The sequence below is a fragment of the Vibrio sp. 10N.261.51.A3 genome, assembly GCF_041471965.1.
GTDB lineage: Bacteria > Pseudomonadota > Gammaproteobacteria > Enterobacterales > Vibrionaceae > Vibrio > Vibrio crassostreae_C.
Window position 1 is genome coordinate 31,082 of record NZ_JBFRPK010000006.1, and the last position, 16,561, is coordinate 47,642.

At 44.0% G+C, this 16,561-nt stretch carries 13 protein-coding genes and 2 pseudogenes; 12 read left to right on the forward strand and 3 right to left on the reverse strand.

The annotated features are described in order from the left end of the window. The first annotated feature begins 142 nt into the window (after positions 1–142). From AB4371_RS02465 to AB4371_RS02500, 8 genes and pseudogenes are all read left to right on the forward strand, one after another. A complete protein-coding gene (locus tag AB4371_RS02465; RefSeq protein ID WP_017059770.1) occupies positions 143–826 on the forward strand; it encodes a DUF3334 family protein in 684 nt (227 codons plus the stop codon). Between the two features lie 209 nt (positions 827–1,035). Further along, complete coding sequence (locus AB4371_RS02470; RefSeq protein WP_372148797.1) at positions 1,036–1,725, forward strand: DUF2786 domain-containing protein; 690 nt, start codon at positions 1,036–1,038, stop codon at positions 1,723–1,725. A 99-nt stretch (positions 1,726–1,824) separates the two neighbouring features. Further along, positions 1,825–2,490, forward strand: coding sequence for an OmpA family protein (locus AB4371_RS02475; protein WP_372073792.1), 666 nt, complete (start codon positions 1,825–1,827; stop codon positions 2,488–2,490). Positions 2,491–2,647: 157 nt separating this feature from the next. Then, positions 2,648–3,215 (forward strand): annotated as a pseudogene (locus tag AB4371_RS02480) (tetratricopeptide repeat protein); the annotation flags it as partial. Positions 3,216–3,295: 80 nt separating this feature from the next. After that, a pseudogene (locus AB4371_RS02485) lies at positions 3,296–3,733 on the forward strand (hypothetical protein); the annotation flags it as partial. A gap of 165 nt (positions 3,734–3,898) precedes the next feature. Beyond that, the gene (locus tag AB4371_RS02490) at positions 3,899–4,087 is read left to right on the forward strand and encodes a hypothetical protein (protein WP_017059767.1); all 189 of its coding nucleotides are present in this window, start codon (positions 3,899–3,901) and stop codon (positions 4,085–4,087) included. Positions 4,088–4,437: 350 nt separating this feature from the next. Next, positions 4,438–4,845 (forward strand): SulA-like leucine-rich domain-containing protein, encoded by a 408-nt coding sequence (locus AB4371_RS02495; protein ID WP_372073740.1) that lies wholly within the window; start codon positions 4,438–4,440, stop codon positions 4,843–4,845. A 327-nt stretch (positions 4,846–5,172) separates the two neighbouring features. After that, positions 5,173–6,276, forward strand: coding sequence for a phosphoribosylaminoimidazolesuccinocarboxamide synthase (locus AB4371_RS02500; RefSeq protein WP_017055177.1), 1,104 nt, complete (start codon positions 5,173–5,175; stop codon positions 6,274–6,276). 166 nt (positions 6,277–6,442) lie between these two features. Here AB4371_RS02500 and AB4371_RS02505 read toward each other — a convergent pair whose 3' ends face one another. Both AB4371_RS02505 and AB4371_RS02510 read right to left on the reverse strand, forming a co-directional pair. Next, positions 6,443–6,820, reverse strand: coding sequence for a hypothetical protein (locus AB4371_RS02505; protein ID WP_017059766.1), 378 nt, complete (start codon positions 6,818–6,820; stop codon positions 6,443–6,445). Positions 6,821–7,023: 203 nt separating this feature from the next. Next, positions 7,024–9,402, reverse strand: coding sequence for a helicase-related protein (locus AB4371_RS02510; RefSeq protein ID WP_372106126.1), 2,379 nt, complete (start codon positions 9,400–9,402; stop codon positions 7,024–7,026). 183 nt (positions 9,403–9,585) lie between these two features. Here AB4371_RS02510 and AB4371_RS02515 point away from each other — a divergent pair, with 183 nt between their 5' ends. The 3 genes from AB4371_RS02515 to AB4371_RS02525 all read left to right on the forward strand — a co-directional run bounded on the left by AB4371_RS02515 (position 9,586) and on the right by AB4371_RS02525 (position 13,814). Next, entirely contained in the window at positions 9,586–11,274 is a 1,689-nt protein-coding gene (locus AB4371_RS02515; RefSeq protein WP_017059764.1) for an NAD-dependent malic enzyme, read from the forward strand. Positions 11,275–11,446: 172 nt separating this feature from the next. Further along, positions 11,447–12,247 (forward strand): vancomycin high temperature exclusion protein, encoded by an 801-nt coding sequence (locus AB4371_RS02520; protein WP_017063589.1) that lies wholly within the window; start codon positions 11,447–11,449, stop codon positions 12,245–12,247. A 196-nt stretch (positions 12,248–12,443) separates the two neighbouring features. Then, entirely contained in the window at positions 12,444–13,814 is a 1,371-nt protein-coding gene (locus tag AB4371_RS02525) for a DASS family sodium-coupled anion symporter (RefSeq protein ID WP_017059762.1), read from the forward strand. A 254-nt stretch (positions 13,815–14,068) separates the two neighbouring features. Here AB4371_RS02525 and AB4371_RS02530 read toward each other — a convergent pair whose 3' ends face one another. Beyond that, positions 14,069–15,364 (reverse strand): GGDEF domain-containing protein, encoded by a 1,296-nt coding sequence (locus AB4371_RS02530; RefSeq protein WP_372148800.1) that lies wholly within the window; start codon positions 15,362–15,364, stop codon positions 14,069–14,071. Between the two features lie 302 nt (positions 15,365–15,666). Here AB4371_RS02530 and AB4371_RS02535 point away from each other — a divergent pair, with 302 nt between their 5' ends. Beyond that, entirely contained in the window at positions 15,667–16,491 is an 825-nt protein-coding gene (locus tag AB4371_RS02535; protein ID WP_017063586.1) for a DUF2797 domain-containing protein, read from the forward strand. Positions 16,492–16,561 lie beyond the last annotated feature (70 nt).

Sequence of the window (16,561 nt, forward strand, 5' to 3'; positions counted from 1 at the left end):
CTTTACTACTATTAAGATCATATAAAAAGGTGATCAAATCAGAATCTCAGTGCAAGAATGGAGAAATAGTCACTTTCGTCTTAATTCAGTAACAATATACTGAATAACATTTTGTTTAAGACATCTCCACGAGCACATCACAATGAAAAAAAACAAAACAGTCACAACTGAAGATATCCTTCTTAAACTATGCCAATCAGTCTCAAGCGTACTGACTTCAGCGACGGCTTCTCAGGTGTCCTATTCAGCCATGGTTCAAAAGATCAACAAGACAAGCCTAAAGCCAGATTTTGGTTGCTTCGTTCTGTTTGACGGCGGCTTTTCTGGTCTCGTTGTTATTAATTTTACGTCCAAAGCAGCGCTAGAGATCTACACCAATTACATGCGCAATATGGGCATGCCTGAAAACGAGCTTGCTGTGCTTCATACTTCAGACGAAGTGGGTGATGTATTGGGTGAGTTGATGAACCAATTAGTTGGCGATTTCACCAATAAAATCCGCAAAGAGCTGCAAACCAACATCACACAAAACCAACCGAAAATGCTGGCTCTGAACAAGCAAGTTAACCTTTCTGTTGATACCAATCTCGACCGTCCACAAGCTCGTCGTGTGACCTTCTCTACCGCTAATAACAACATCTTCTACCTTGAGCTTGCGATGGATAAGACCGAGTTCATTCAATTAGAAGAATTTGAAATCGCAGAAGACGAATGTCCAGATAGCATTCTTGAGGCGACTCAGAAAAAAATGCAAGAAGCGAACAAGCCAGCTCAAAGCTCTGGCAATGATTCTGCGGCAGATCTACTCGATGAACTGGGTATCTAGTTTACGAATGCTCTAGACATATTGAAAAAACGTGTCACTAACGCCATCAATACGCTTGATGGCGTTTTTGTTTTTACCGCCAACTGGGCTCATGCAGTTCAATGTTCACCGCCTTCCTTGTTCATCAAACCAGTTTTGCCTTTCTGTTACCCGCGAAAACATGTAAAATGTTGGACTTTTAAAAATTTGCGGTACTGATTAAATTGTCGATGGATAAGAAAAAAGCCCTAAAGAAAATTGCCAAGTGTCTTGAGCTTGGAAATTCTGCGAACGTCAATGAAGCTGCCAATGCGATAAAAATGGCGCATAACTTGATGCTGAAATATGGTCTCGAAAAAGACGATATTGAATTTATCAAGATGGGGAAAACTCAGTCCAGTCACCTGTTACCTGCAAATATCAGTTCTACACTGCTGCGTGTTATTCGCGGTATCAACACCAAATTTGGCGTAGAAGCCGTATTGCTGAATCATAAAGGCCTCAAGCGTGTTGAGTTCATTGGTGAAGCCGACCGCGCGATCTTCGCAGCGTTCGCTTTCGATATCATTTATCGTGAACTGAATGAACACACCGGCCAATTCAGAAATAGCTTTGCTGGCTCTGGCACAGGGTCCTTAGAAGTGACACGCCGCGTGAACTCGTTTGTTTCAGGCTGGGTTGAAGGTGCGCTTGAAAAGCTACCAACCATTACTCCCGACGACGAATCAAACAACAAGATCAATAACTACATTGATAAAGAATTCAAAAATATCGACCGTGAAACGTTCAAGCAGCAACTGAGAGAAGCGATGAAAAACCTCACCGCCGATTATGAAGTTGGTTTGAAGAAAGGTCGTAAATTGTCTGTTAATCGACCAGTTGGCGGTGCCCAGGCAGCTAAAAAGATAACTAAATCATAGAGCCACTTTACATTGCTTCGACGTATTGATAAAAACCATCAATAAGATTTACAGGACTATGTTTGTCACTCGGATTCATTCGTTTGACAGAAGTACATGATGGAGAAATACGTTAAAAAAATCACACTAGCCCTAGCGCTTACTATCGCTTTAACGGGTTGTCAGGCAACTCAACGCCAAAACGCGACAACTGGCGAATCTGAGGCTAACTCTGCAACTCAAGGCGCTCTAATTCGTGCACTCGCTGGTGCCGTTGCTGGTGCTGCAACTGGTGACTCTAAAGACCGTGGTAAACGTGCACTTATTGGTGCTGCCGGTGGCGCCGCTGTTGGTGGTATTGGTTACTACTTTGACCGACAAGAAGCTGCCCTTCGTGAAGAGCTAATGAATTCAGGCGTTCAAGTTGAACGTGTCGGTGAGAACCAACTTCTACTTCGCCTAGAAAACGGCATCGGTTTTGATTCTGGCTCTTACGCTTTGGAATCAAGCATTCACAATACCCTTCGCGGCGTTGCTCGCATCCTAGTTGAATACCCAGACACTAGCCTAGTGATTGAAGGTCACACTGACAGCGAATCGACGAACCAAATCCTTTCTGAGCGTCGAGCTGAATCTGTTCGTGCATTCTTGATCTCTCAAGACGTTGCTGCAGGTCGTGCTATTGCTCGTGGTAACGGTGAGCGCTACCCTCTATGTGACAATAACACCTCTCAAGGTCGTGCTTGTAACCGTCGCGTAGAAATTCAAATCTTGCCGCTTAAGTAGCACGATTAAAGCCCAGTCGATCTTTATCTATTGAATTAACCTCTATATAGTTGTTTATCAGTTATGTTACTCATTTAACGTGATAATAATAATCAACGACCATAAAGCGTATTCATACTGACATATCGATTCTGGGCTTTTTTACGAGACTTATCTTTTGCTGATCCTATCCAACATTCTGTCATCATCATTTCTTAGAACACTATTTCTAGCCCTCATCTTTTCCACGATTCAACTGTCCACCACACATTTCGTGCACGCAGCAAGCAGTGATGAATTTTCACTAGAATCACAACCTCAAGATCCAGTTTCTCAATACCAATTGGCTCAAGCTTATGAATCGGGTGTCGACGTTCCTGTTAGCACCAGTGATGCATTGTATTGGTACACGCAGTCAGCAGAAAACGGCAACCCAAACGCGCAATTTAGACTGGGTGAATGGTACTTGGCAGGTACAGGTGTTGAACAAAGTAACAAGCTTGCTTTGGAATGGTTTATTAAAGCGGCGTTGCAAGGTAACCAGCGCGCACCTATCGAGGTAGCAAAACTCTACGAATCCTCGCTAGAACAAGACCTCCTTCAACCATTAGATAAAGCGCAGCTATGGTATGAAGCAGCCTTAAAAGATAATCCACAAGCAGAAGAGGGCTACAACCGCATTTTGGAAGCACAATTCAACCAGCAACGTGCAAAACAGATCTCTTCAATAGAGCAGCTCGATGACAGCATCGACTCTGAAATAGACACCAGTCAGGGGGTATCTAAGCACGTTCAATCTAACCAAGCATCACGCTCTAACCTCTCCAGTTCTAACCTAACTAGCTCTGACTATATGATTGGTGCTGCGTTGGCCGTGTTGATTTCAATCATCAGCATTATTGCGACGCTCGTTATCTCAAGAAAAAGACAAGCTCTAAAGTCGGGTGATTCGCGACAGCAACAACAATCACTTGAAGCGCAGCTTAGCTCGAAGGACCTTACGATTAAGCAGCAAAAACGCCAGCTGAACACTATGTTCCACGAATTGAAGAAGCAGAAAAACAGCAAAGGTCTGAGTAATTTGCAGGTGGCCTGCGCGCTATTTGGCTACACACCTAGCTCAATCCCCGACCAGAAAAGCATCAAGATCCGATACAAACAGCTATCAAAGATCTACCATCCAGATGGTCACGGATGTGACGAAGAAATGAAGCGTTTGAACAATGCGCTAAAAACCATTTTACAAAATGTTACAAAACCGTAAACAAACACACATCTTCATTTTCCTAGATCTCAAAGATATCGATTTTATTGGTGTTGCAATCGATCCCCCTCTCAAAAACGGGTAACAAACTATTAACTAATGGGTCTTACTTGTGTCATAATTTGCGCCGAAAATACACCTGACTTAAACAGGTGAGGAGAGAATATGTTCACAATAGAAGGCGTTTGTGATTGGTGCAAAAAGCCAAGCCTAGTTAAAAAGCACGACTACCTAGATGGTAAGTGTCATCATGCATGTAACGAGTGCAACGATATTGCAACCATTGATGTTCGCCAGTTCAATATTGGTGAAATGGAAATGAGAGCAAAACTCTCCCAAGCGACATTGAGATAAGCAACACCGTGAAATATAAGAAAGCGCCTAAGGCGCTTTTTTTGTGCCTGTGGTTTTAGATCTTCTTTCTTCTTTCTTCTTTGTTCTTTGTTCTCTCTTCTATACAGGTATATACAGTACTTTTCTGCAAAAACCAGTGTATACACCTGTATAAAGCTCACATTTATTCAACTTATGATACAAAACAGCAGATTCATTCAAATTTAATTTATCGAATACTTTCAATGATTTAATCATTTACCATCCATAACCTCAGACGAAATCGTCCAATAATCCCGCAAAAAACGCTTGATCTTATAAGCAACTAAAACTACTGTATACACATACAGCATGTATATAAGGACAGCAAAATGATTCAAGCACACGTTAAAGCACAACACTCTAGCCCGCTAGTTCACTGCGCATTTACATCAATTTCTCGTAAAAGCAAAAATTCAAACGAGGAAGCGTTGTTTGCAAGAATGGCGTTGCTGTCCAATCAACATCAGTGGTTACTGTTTACGGCTCAAACACCAAGACCATCGGCTAAGCAGCTTAAGCAACATAATGTTTGCTGCGACCGCGTTATTCATATGAAAGCCTCTCATCAAATGACTGAGGTAGAGACTGTCGAGAAAGCAATCCGCTCTAAGAATGCGAGCGCGATTGTTGCAAGTGCATCGATTGATCAGTTCAGCCAACAGTACCTAAGAACATTAGGGTTACGCTTTCAATGTGAAGTCTTCTTTATGGATGCAAATTCAGAGCGTATTCACTAAGCCACCTTGCTTAATAACATGTTGGCTTAATAACATGTTGGCTCAAAAACATGGTCCACAAACATAGCTTAATCTTTTAGCTAACAAACTTAATTTAACTTAAGAAACAATTCGCCAAAACACAGTCCAAACATACTGCCTTCCCCTGCCCTACAATTCGCCCATTTTTTAGCGGATTGTTAGGCGGGGGTTTTTATTTAAACAACAGATTTAGCAAACGTTTGCTTTTTCTCTGGAAGCAAATAGTAGATTGGGTATAATGCCCGTCTAATCATGTGCACACCGCACTTCTCTGTATGACGTTTGATAAAAGATAGGAATGTCTAAATGAGCCTTGCTGATCAAGTTCTTGCCGTAAATGATGACCTACCAATCCGTACTGATAAACCTGTCCACAGTGGCAAGGTTCGTTCGGTCTACTGGTTAACTGAAGAAGATAGCCAACGACTAATTAAAGAGAAAGGCTACGATGTAGCACCAGATGCGCCTTTAGCAATCATGGTGATCAGTGACCGTATCTCTGCATTTGATTGTATCTGGCGTGGTGAAGGGAATCTTAAAGGTGTTCCAGGTAAGGGAGCGGCTCTGAATGCTATCTCTAACCACTGGTTCAAATTGTTTAAAGACAACGGACTTGCTGACAGTCATATTCTTGATATCCCTCACCCGTTCGTATGGATTGTACAAAAAGCTCGCCCAGTTATGATCGAAGCGATTTGTCGTCAATACATCACTGGTTCAATGTGGCGTGCATACGCAAACGGCGAACGTGAATTCTGTGGTATCGAGATGCCTGAAGGCCTTGAGAAAGACAAGAAGTTGCCTGAGCTACTGATCACGCCTTCAACAAAAGGGATTCTGAAAGGTATTCCTGGCGTTCCAGAAGCTGACGATGTGAACATCACACGCAACAACATCGAAGATAACTTCGCAGCATTCAACTTTACTCAAGCAAGCGACATCGCGCATTACGAAAAACTTCTTAAAGAAGGCTTCAACGTAATCAGCCAAGCGCTAGCAAAAGTAGACCAAACCTTTGTTGATACCAAATTTGAGTTTGGCTACGTCAACGATGCTCAAGGCAAAGAAAAGCTTATCTACATGGACGAAGTCGGTACTCCAGATTCATCTCGCATTTGGGATACTCAGGAATATAACAACGGCAACATCGTTGAGAATTCAAAAGAAGGCTTCCGTCAGTTCTTGCTTAACTACTTCCCTGATGCCGACATTCTTTTGAATAAAGAGCGTATGCCAGAACGTGAAGCATTGGCTCGTGACAATGAACTTCCACTGGATTCTCTAATGTCTCTGTCTCGCACTTACCTTGATATCGCAGCGAAAATCACAGGTGCGGAGATCGTACTGAGCGAAAATCCTAAGCAAGAGATCATCGATGTACTGCGCGCTGACTATGGTCTAATCGACTAGTCGCTTAATTGCTAATTGCTTAATCGCTTAATCTCAAAATAAAAAGCTCGAAAGCTAATAAGCTCGTAGACTCAAGTTTTAGATACTAAAAGGGCCTCAATATTTGAGGCCCTTTTTACGTGTACGTTTTTACTATTCCTCGAGAGAGATTATAGGCGAGCTGAAGTTACAGCTTAATCGTGAACTCTTCTCCAGAATTACCCGCAATCACTAAATGACTGCGCGATTCAATATACTCGATCTGCTCTTCTTCAAGTGAATATGGCATCACCACTTTGAGCTCATTGATCCCTTCCAGCTTAGCGAGCTTGAGTAAGGTAACAATGTTCGACTCATCACTTTTACGCGTCGACATTGATTTCAATGCCATCTGCCATAAACGATCCTCTGGGGTGCCCAACTCTTTAATGCTATCTCGCCAGACGGTACTGAACACTGGCGCAATTGTGGTGAGTGCTTCCAGAAAAGTCCATTTTTTACTGCATGAGGCGCCAAGAAATGTTGTGTAATCGAACTCTACACGCGTCTCTTCCTGTTTATCCATGATGTCCCCCGACACTTTGGCAACACAATATACTCAATATCTATCAACTCTTTCTTTATAGCAATAGGATATAGAAGAATAGTCTTTTATGACCTTTTGATTGGTTAAAAAGGCATATAAAAATCAAACTTGTAACAAAATAAGCACTGAAAAATCATATATGCATCTATTTGATTAATATTTTAGAGATAAAACTTATCCATCTATTTGATATCAATTATTCGACTCGCTTTTTTGAACTGAATACGCCAACCAGACCATGTCGGTAGCTCCCAACGTTTTGGCGATAACTTTCGGCTACCCGACTGATAATGGACGTAAATCAGCTTTCTTGCGGGCAAGTATTCAACATCGAGTTGCAAGTCGGCAAGGCTCAATGCAAACGGGTATTTTTCCGAAAATTCTGAGTAGAGCCAAGTTGGAATGCCATCGAACGGTATGTCTGCATGATCGAACATTTCCAATTCGCTGACATCAGTAACACCTAGTACTTCAAGCTGCTCTATAAACCATAGCTCAAAGTTAATGTTCTCAATTTCTGGTGTGTATTTAGTTTGTTCATCGAGACCAAGTTTCACATACAACTGCCAGTGTTTGATTTCTTGAGTGCGAGCCTTTGCAAAACCGGGAAGCTGCTCTCCATTTAACACAAGGTCGACGATAGGTTTTAACGATAGTTGCCCTTCAGCGGCGACGAGTTTGGTTGTAATCGTGCGGCCTGCGTACACCAATGCCATCTCGGTAAAAACACCATCATCATTCACAACGGTTTCGCCTTGCTCCCACTCTCCTAGTTCAGCATCAATGAGAAGCTCAAGAGGAATGGGTGTCGTGACCGTCGCTAAGGTCAGTGTTTGCTTAACGCCTCTTCCCGGCAAGCTGTGAGTATCCAACACCAACATCGCTTGTGCATTATCAGGGAAACGGTTCTGACGACCGAGCACCACTTCTAAAACACCATTGGCAAAGGCTTCTTTCCTTTTCAGTCGGCGCACAAACACCAGTTCAGGATGCAGATTCACAATGGTCTTGAGCAATTCAATGCGTTGGAAACGTGACGCGACTTCTAGCTGAGGAAGTTCAAATACCTCCCGCATTTGCTTCGCCAATCCTTGAGCTTCATTCAGAGCCTGTTGGTCGATGTCTAAATGCGGATATTCTCGACCGCGCACAATCTGAATCAACAGGCTTAAATCACACCCTTCCTTCTCTTGTTGCGCGAGCGCTTCAAGATGTTCTGCATTGTTTGGTAACTGATACAAGCGAGCAGGAACGGACAGCGCCGCAGTGAGATCAACCATCGCCTCTTTTAATGCTTTGGTTTTGATTCGAGTAACGATATCGGCATACAAAGCATCAATCGGCAACGGATACAGCTTTTTACCATGCTCGGTAACTTGATGGTCGGCGTTAATCGCTTCCATCGTCAGCAAGGTTTGAGTTGCACTGTTGAGTGATTTCTCTGGAATAGGGTCAAGGAAGGACAAGCTCTCAAGCGGAGATCCACAACATGCTGCGGCCAACATAGGTTCGGTCAGCTCTTCACGCTGCAATTCAGGCGGTGTGACTAACTCTAACGCCGCATGCTCTCCATATAGACGCACACAAACGCCGTCCATTACCCTACCCGCGCGGCCAGCTCGTTGTTTGGCACTCGCTCGTGATATGGATTTAAGCATCAGTGTGATTCTGCCATTACGCTGAACGGTGCGTCTCTCTAATCCTGAATCTATCACCACGCCAATGTCAGGAATGGTTAATGAGGTTTCTGCAACGTTGGTCGCAAGGATGACCTTTCTCAAACCATTACCTTCAGTATGGATATTCCGACCCGATAACGCTGAATCTCGCTCTTTATCACTGACCGACGCATGCAATTTAACAACTTGGATATCTGGATTTTTCGCTAAGGCTTGTTCGCATTGCACGATCTCTTTTTTACCCGGTAGAAAAACCAACATATCGCCAGAAGAAGCGATCAACTGATGATTAACTTCTTCCACGATGCGCTGCCCTAGATGTCGACTATCAGGCAGTGTTCTGGATTCATTCGCTCTGTGTTCAATCTCAACTAGATAAGTTCGCCCTTCACAGCTTATGCGATTCGCATCCAAATACTGAGCAAGGCGCTCACCCTCAATGGTTGCTGAAGTGATCACCAAACGATGACTCGCTTTTTGCTTCAGAATCGCCACCAGCAGATCAATGTCCCAGCGCCTCTCATGAAACTCATCCACCACGATCACATCGAAACTAGCGAGTCCATCTTCTGATAACCAACGCAGCGCAATACCGGGCGTCACAAAAACAACGTTAGTTTGCTCGTTGTATTCCGACTCAAGCTTAATCGCATAGCCCACTTTGCTACCCAACTTCTCGCCTGATCGCTGCGCGAGATATTTAGCCAGTGATGTACACGCGATGCGTCTTGGCTCCACCACTAACACTCGCCCATGTTGAGAGGCCCAAAGTGGCAGGCGCGTTGATTTACCTGATCCGGTTTCCGCCTCTACGACAAGGTGAGAATTAGCGATTTGTTCGTGGAATACGTTTTGATAAGCATCGATGGGAAGTAATGACATAAAATGGCGAGTAGCGAAAAAGTGTGAGCAAAGTATAACGAATTATCGTGTTGAAATTCGATAAGTGTGGGACAGAGGTAAGAATATCATTTTGTTTGCTCAGATCGCGGAGAAACTATTTACAATTGAATAACTAAACCGTTATCATTTTTCAGTTACCCTTTCTCCCATATTAGGCATCTAATGAACAACGATAAACGCCCTCTATATATCCCTTATGCTGGTCCTGCTCTACTAAGTACACCTCTTCTAAACAAAGGCAGCGCATTCTCTGCTGAAGAGCGCAGTTCTTTCAACCTTGAAGGTTTGTTACCGGAAACAACCGAAACAATCCAAGAGCAAGTAGGACGTGCATACAAACAATATTGTAACTTCGAAAGTGATATGGATAAGCATATCTACCTTCGTAACATCCAAGACACTAATGAAACGCTTTTTTATCGTTTAGTTCAAAACCACATCTCTGAAATGATGCCTATCATTTACACGCCAACGGTTGGCGCAGCATGTGAGAACTTCTCAAATATTTACCGTCGTGGCCGTGGTCTGTTTATCTCATACCCGAACCGCGATCGTATCGATGACCTACTGAATAATGCGACAAACCACAACGTTAAAGTTATCGTGGTTACAGATGGTGAGCGTATTCTTGGTTTGGGAGACCAAGGCATCGGTGGTATGGGTATTCCAATTGGTAAGCTAGCACTTTACACAGCGTGTGGCGGTATCAGCCCAGCTTACATGCTACCAATCGTACTCGATGTGGGTACTAACAACCCTCAACGTCTTGCTGACCCAATGTACATGGGCTGGCGTCATCCTCGTATTACGGGTGCTGACTACGATGCATTCGTTGAAGAGTTCATCCAAGCGGTTCAACGCCGTTGGCCTGATGCATTAGTTCAGTTCGAAGATTTCGCACAAAAGAACGCAATGCCACTGCTTGAGCGCTACAAAGATCGCATCTGTTGTTTCAACGATGATATCCAAGGCACAGCAGCCGTAACGGTTGGTTCTCTACTTGCAGCATGTAAAGCAGCGAACAGCAAACTGTCAGATCAGCGTATCACCTTCTTAGGTGCGGGTTCTGCGGGTTGTGGTATTGCTGAAGCTATCATTGCTCAAATGGTGTCTGAAGGTATCAGCGATGCACAAGCACGCTCTCAAGTTTACATGGTTGACCGTTGGGGTCTACTACAGGAAGGCATGCAGAACCTGCTTGATTTCCAACAGCGTCTGGTTCAAACCAACGAAAACACCAAAGACTGGGAAAGCGATGGCACTGGTTTCTCTCTACTAGACGTAGTTCGCCACGCGAAACCAACCGTATTGGTTGGTGTGTCTGGTGCTCCAGGTCTATTCAGCAAAGAAGTCATCAAAGAGATGAACCTACACAGTGAACGCCCTATCGTGTTCCCACTGTCGAACCCAACAAGCCGTGTTGAAGCGACGCCAAACGACATTATTCGTTGGACTGATGGCCAAGCACTTGTTGCGACAGGTAGCCCATTTGAGCCAGTCGTTCACAACGGCACAACTTACCCAATCGCTCAGTGTAACAACAGCTACATCTTCCCAGGTATTGGCCTTGGTGTATTGGCTGTGAATGCTTCACGCATCACTGACGAAATGCTAATGGAATCAAGCCGTGCACTTGCTACGTGTTCTCCACTAGCAATCAATGGCACAGGTGCTCTACTTCCACCATTGGAAGAGATCCACACGGTATCTAAGAAAATTGCTCTTGCGGTAGGTAAAAAGGCGATTGAACAGGGCGTTGCTCTAGAGATCACTGAAGAAGCACTGCAACAAGCGATTGACCAGCACTTCTGGCAGCCAGTTTACCGTCGCTACAAGCGCACGGCATTCTAATAAAGCGTACTGCGCTTGGAATAAAGAGCGTTAACGACTCTTATATGAGCCTCTGCAATTGCAGGGGCTTTTTTCTTTAAACTGTCTTGTCTTTTTAACTGATTTTTCTCATTTTTATTTGGTATTATCGAGCACTCAAAAATTAATGCTCAGTGAAAGGACCATACCGAGAGTGAAATTTGATTCTCACATTATCCGTAGCTACATAAAAAAAGCTTACAAAAAACTGCAAGGTTTTCTGTTTGGCGCTTTCCTCGTGTTCTTAGTAGGCAGCGCTGCGGTTATTGCGATCGATTATTGGGTTTCATGGCAAGCGGAAGATCGCATCATCTACGATATAGATGAAGTGCCCGAGCTTGAGGTCGCCGTTGTGCTTGGCACGAGCAAATATTTGGGTCGAACACTCAACGACTATTATAAGCACCGAATCGAAGCCGCGATTGAGCTGTTCGATCGTGAAAAAGTCGACCAGTTTCTGTTAAGTGGTGATAACGCTCATCGCTCTTACAATGAGCCGTGGACGATGAAACGCGACTTGCTGAAAGCGGGTGTACCCGATGAACGCATTAACCTCGATTACGCAGGCTTTAGAACCTTAGACTCGATTGTTCGCGCTAAAAAGATCTTCGACACCGACAACTTCCTGATCATTACTCAGAAATTCCACTGTGAAAGAGCACTATTTATCGCTAATTCTTACGATATTCATGCACAATGTTTAGCGGTTTCAGGCCCTACTCATCATTCAGGCACCTCTATCCGTTTGCGTGAAGTTTTTGCGCGTACCAAAGCCTTCTTAGATTTGTATATTATGGGGACAACGCCAAAGTTCCTTGGACCTAAAGAGCCCATTCAATCGAGTCCAAAACCGGAATCATTTCCGATTCCAAACCCTATGACTGACCCCTCTGTAAACCCTGTTGTAGATCCTACAACAAACCCTATTGCAGACCCAGCAGAGACAGATGTGTAGAAAACTACACATTTTGAATTTGTTGCCTCACATTTCCCCACTGTTACACAAAAACACACCAACACGCCTTTATTAACTTAAGTAACATTCTCCCAACAAAGTCTGACCCTACATCAAGCTATATACCTCGAAAATAATAAGCACGACTCAATGAAGTCGTGCACCAATAAAACGAGGATAACAAAAGGAGCGTCTTATGACGGCACTTGTTACTACACTGAAACACTGGTTGTTCACCCGCAACAGCATGATATTAATTGGTAATTTCACGCTATTCGCACTCTTGCTCAACACCCTTCCTTTCGAATCACAAGTCAATACTGGTTTGAGTATTCTCGTGTTCGTTGCGGTTCTATGGTTAACCGAAGCTATTCATGTCAGCATCACCGCTTTGCTCGTTCCCCTATTGGCTGTCTTGTTTGGTGTATTCAACACGCCCGCTGCGCTGGCTAACTTTTCGAACCCAATCATCTTCTTGTTCATGGGTGGCTTCGCATTGGCAGCCGCGCTGAACAAGCAAGAGTTAGATAAAGCGATTGCTGACAAAGTACTGTTGATTGCAAAAGGCAGAATGTCAGTAGCCGTGTTCATGCTGTTCGGTGTGAGTGCGGGCTTATCAATGTGGATCTCAAATACTGCAACCACAGCAATGATGCTTCCTCTTGTTCTAGGCATCATGAACAAAGTTGACCAAAGTGAAGACCGTAACACCTACGTATTTGTGCTACTAGGCATCGCTTACTGTGCATCGATTGGTGGCATCGCAACCTTAGTGGGTAGCCCACCAAACGCAATTGCGGCGGCAGAAGTTGGCTTAAGCTTCACAGAGTGGATGGCACTTGGCCTACCTATCTCAATGATCTTACTTCCAATCGCGATGATTATTCTTTACGTGATGACTAAGCCGAAGCTTGACCACAAATTCGAGCTAGACCATGCCCCAGTTGAGTGGACAAACAGCAAGAAAATCACACTGTCTATCTTCCTTCTAACCGTAACGCTTTGGATATTCGGTAAACCAATCAACGCAATGATTGGCGGATTCTCTAAATTTGATAGCTTAGTAGCGATTGGCGCAATTGTACTGCTTGGCGCTTCTAGAGCGGTGGAATGGAAAGACGTTGAGAAGACAACGGACTGGGGTGTTCTTATCCTATTCGGTGGTGGTATCTGCTTAAGTAACATTCTAAAAGCGACAGGAACCAGCGTATTCTTAGCACACTCACTAAGCGGATTTTTAGAAACAGCTGGCGTACTGCTTACGATTCTAGCCGTGGTAGCGTTCGTGGTATTCCTAACGGAATTTGCGAGTAACACAGCGAGTGCAGCACTTCTGGTGCCAGTATTCGCAACCATCGCTGAAGCACTTGGTATGTCGCCAGTTATCTTGTCTGCACTGATTGCGGTTGCAGCATCTTGTGCCTTCATGCTACCAGTAGCGACACCACCTAACGCAATCGTGTTTGGCTCGGGTCACATCAAGCAGAAAGAGATGATGCGAATCGGTATGGTGTTGAACCTAGTTTGTATCCTAGTTCTGACTCTGTTCGCTTGGATCTTCTGGTAAACACTAACGTTCTATAAGCGCATGCTTACAGGAATGCTCCCCTAAACTGGTTGAACTTCCCCCGGTTCAACCAAGACAAAAATGCCCGTTCAGCGTAAGCAAGCACTGAACGGGCATATAAAAACAAGAAACGCTTTCCCTTTTGGTGGCCCCGCGCCACCTTTTTTGTTTTGGCTTTTGGGAGAAGAACCATAAAAACGCCACACGTCACATATGCACGTGTGGCTTATAAACTCATCAAAACAATTTTCAGATTAGTGACTCAAGATCACCTGGTTTCGACCTGAATGCTTTGCTTGATATAAAGCTTCATCAGCGCGAGCAATAGTCTCTGTCACTCGCTCTTGTTTCATCTCGGCAACACCGATACTGCATGTCAGCGGATCGCCATGAACCCAAAGGTGCTGGCTGACTAAAAGTCGGATTTTCTCGGCCTTTCTTTGTGCTTCGCCAAGATCAGTCTCAGGGCAAAAAACAATGAACTCTTCACCACCCCATCTCACCAACTTGTCGGTAGCGCTGATCGAACTGCCCACCACCATGCTGAACTCACGTAGAATATGGTCACCCATTTGGTGTCCGTACTTGTCATTTACACTCTTGAAGTAGTCGATATCGAGATACAACATACCCAGCTTGCCATGTCCTTGCTTCACATGTTGTGACTGCATTTTCAACCAATCACGAATCGCGTGGCGGTTTAGTATTCCGGTTAACTCATCACGATGGGCCATCTCTGAAAATTCAAAATTCTGTTCTCTCAGTGCGCGATTGACGTTCTTTAAGTGGTGATGTCTTTTCTCTGCGATCACCATGCGTTTTCTTGAACGATGCAATTCTGAAAGTAAGAACACAGTACCTGTTCCGACCCAGATAAACAGCAAGATCAAGAACAAGCTTTCCGCAGAGATATACGAGCCTTCAAACTCGATGCTGCGAATAACAATTCGATGATGGCCTAGCTTCGCACCCGATGCGGTAGCAAACTCGACCATATTCACATTCGAATATTCAGGTGCAGAGTGCTCTAATGCCACATCATTGTCGGCTAACCACCATGTCATCACCTGTAGATTGGCGATTGGGATTTCAATCACACCGCCATCGATTCCTGGAGAAAACTCCATGCCGTTGTACTTGTGTGTGTACTCGTCATCAGGAACAGAATAAGCAGGATTGTAGTTGCGTAGGTAAGTTCTCAAACGGCCACTAGAATCCGCTTCCGCATGGTAATCAATATTCACTCTAAAGGTGTGATACTGAGAGAGATCAAGACCTTCGGTAATATCTGGGTTGATACGAATCGATAGGCCGCAATAAGGCCAAGGGTATTCCGACTCTTTAAGTTCACAGTCGAGAATATATTGCCCATTTTCGTAGGATAATTGGGATGTACTGACGCCCCTATCAACTCGATCGCTGGTCGCGATAAATTCATATTTATCAGGGGTAATTGCCGTTATCACACGATTTCCGCTCACACGGTAATACTGCACAATGGCAAGTGTTGCGATAACTAAAAAGATAACAATCTTATGGATCCACTTCACGTCTAAGCTTCCGGCTTAAGGTCCCTATAAATGGGATTTCATGATAAAAAATAACCTGAGTGGATTAATGATATTGATGCCAATAATCCACTAAAAAGCGTTATATCACGCCTGAACAAAATGTCATACCATAATTTAAACTGAGTGTTTACCATCAATTATCCATCGCAATAATCGAGCAATATTGCGTATAAAAGCAGACTCTATTTGTTATACTCATCGCAAATCATCGTTGACCGTATCGCCTGTTCACAAGGCGAGCGAGTGGACGAAATAATAATCAAAATACAACGAGTAATGTCATGTCTTTATTAGCAAAAGGAACACTCAAGAAGATGAGTGCTTCCCTTGATGGCGCGGTTACCTACCGTTTACCTGTAGGTGAAGAGTTTGTAGAGCTAAACCCTCTGATTGGTAAAACCATCAACCTTACCCATACCGGCAATATTTTTTGTTGTTCGTGTGGTAAGAAAACCAAGAAAAGCTACTCTCAAGGCCACTGCTTTGTGTGCATGAAAAAGCTAGCAAGCTGCGACATGTGCATCATGAAACCAGAGACTTGTCACTACGATGAAGGCACATGTCGTGAGCCTCAATGGGGTGAAGAGAACTGCATGGTTGATCACTTCGTTTACCTATCAAACACATCAAGCCTAAAGGTGGGTATCACTCGTCATACTCAAATCCCTACCCGTTGGATTGACCAAGGCGCGACTCAAGGTTTGCCTATCTTGAAGGTAAAAACACGTCAGATCTCTGGCCTGATCGAAGTTGAGTTAGCGAAGCACATTGCTGACAAAACCAACTGGCGCACGCTGCTAAAAGGCGATGGCGACGATATGGAGTTGGTAGAAAAAGCCAAAGAACTATTGCCATTGGTTGAAGATAAGATCCAAGAGATCAGAGCGAAGTTTGGTGACGATGCAATCGAGATTCTGAGCGAAAACATCACTTCACTGAGCTACCCGGTTGAGCAGCACCCAGTGAAGATTGTATCGCACAACTTTGATAAGAATCCTGAAGTGACAGGCGTACTTCAAGGCATTAAAGGCCAATACCTTATCCTAGATACAGGTGTGATTAACATCCGTAAATTTGGTTCTTACGAAGTGGAAGTGTCTGCATAACTTGTAGAACTTAAACGTTTCTTATAGTTAGAAGCGCTTAGTGAATAGCCAAAATCGAGTAGGAGGAGGC

Bases quoted from the DNA above. Each gene is read 5' to 3' on its own strand.
- AB4371_RS02500 (WP_017055177.1), top strand. From the start codon at position 5,173: ATGAGCCTTGCTGATCAAGTTCTTGCCGTAAATGATGACCTACCAATC.
- AB4371_RS02490 (WP_017059767.1), top strand. From the start codon at position 3,899: ATGTTCACAATAGAAGGCGTTTGTGATTGGTGCAAAAAGCCAAGCCTA.
- AB4371_RS02515 (WP_017059764.1), top strand. From the start codon at position 9,586: ATGAACAACGATAAACGCCCTCTATATATCCCTTATGCTGGTCCTGCT.
- AB4371_RS02535 (WP_017063586.1), top strand. From the start codon at position 15,667: ATGTCTTTATTAGCAAAAGGAACACTCAAGAAGATGAGTGCTTCCCTT.
- AB4371_RS02495 (WP_372073740.1), top strand. From the start codon at position 4,438: ATGATTCAAGCACACGTTAAAGCACAACACTCTAGCCCGCTAGTTCAC.
- AB4371_RS02465 (WP_017059770.1), top strand. From the start codon at position 143: ATGAAAAAAAACAAAACAGTCACAACTGAAGATATCCTTCTTAAACTA.
- AB4371_RS02470 (WP_372148797.1), top strand. From the start codon at position 1,036: ATGGATAAGAAAAAAGCCCTAAAGAAAATTGCCAAGTGTCTTGAGCTT.
- AB4371_RS02475 (WP_372073792.1), top strand. From the start codon at position 1,825: ATGGAGAAATACGTTAAAAAAATCACACTAGCCCTAGCGCTTACTATC.
- AB4371_RS02505 (WP_017059766.1), bottom strand. From the start codon at position 6,820: ATGGATAAACAGGAAGAGACGCGTGTAGAGTTCGATTACACAACATTT.
- AB4371_RS02525 (WP_017059762.1), top strand. From the start codon at position 12,444: ATGACGGCACTTGTTACTACACTGAAACACTGGTTGTTCACCCGCAAC.
- AB4371_RS02510 (WP_372106126.1), bottom strand. From the start codon at position 9,402: ATGTCATTACTTCCCATCGATGCTTATCAAAACGTATTCCACGAACAA.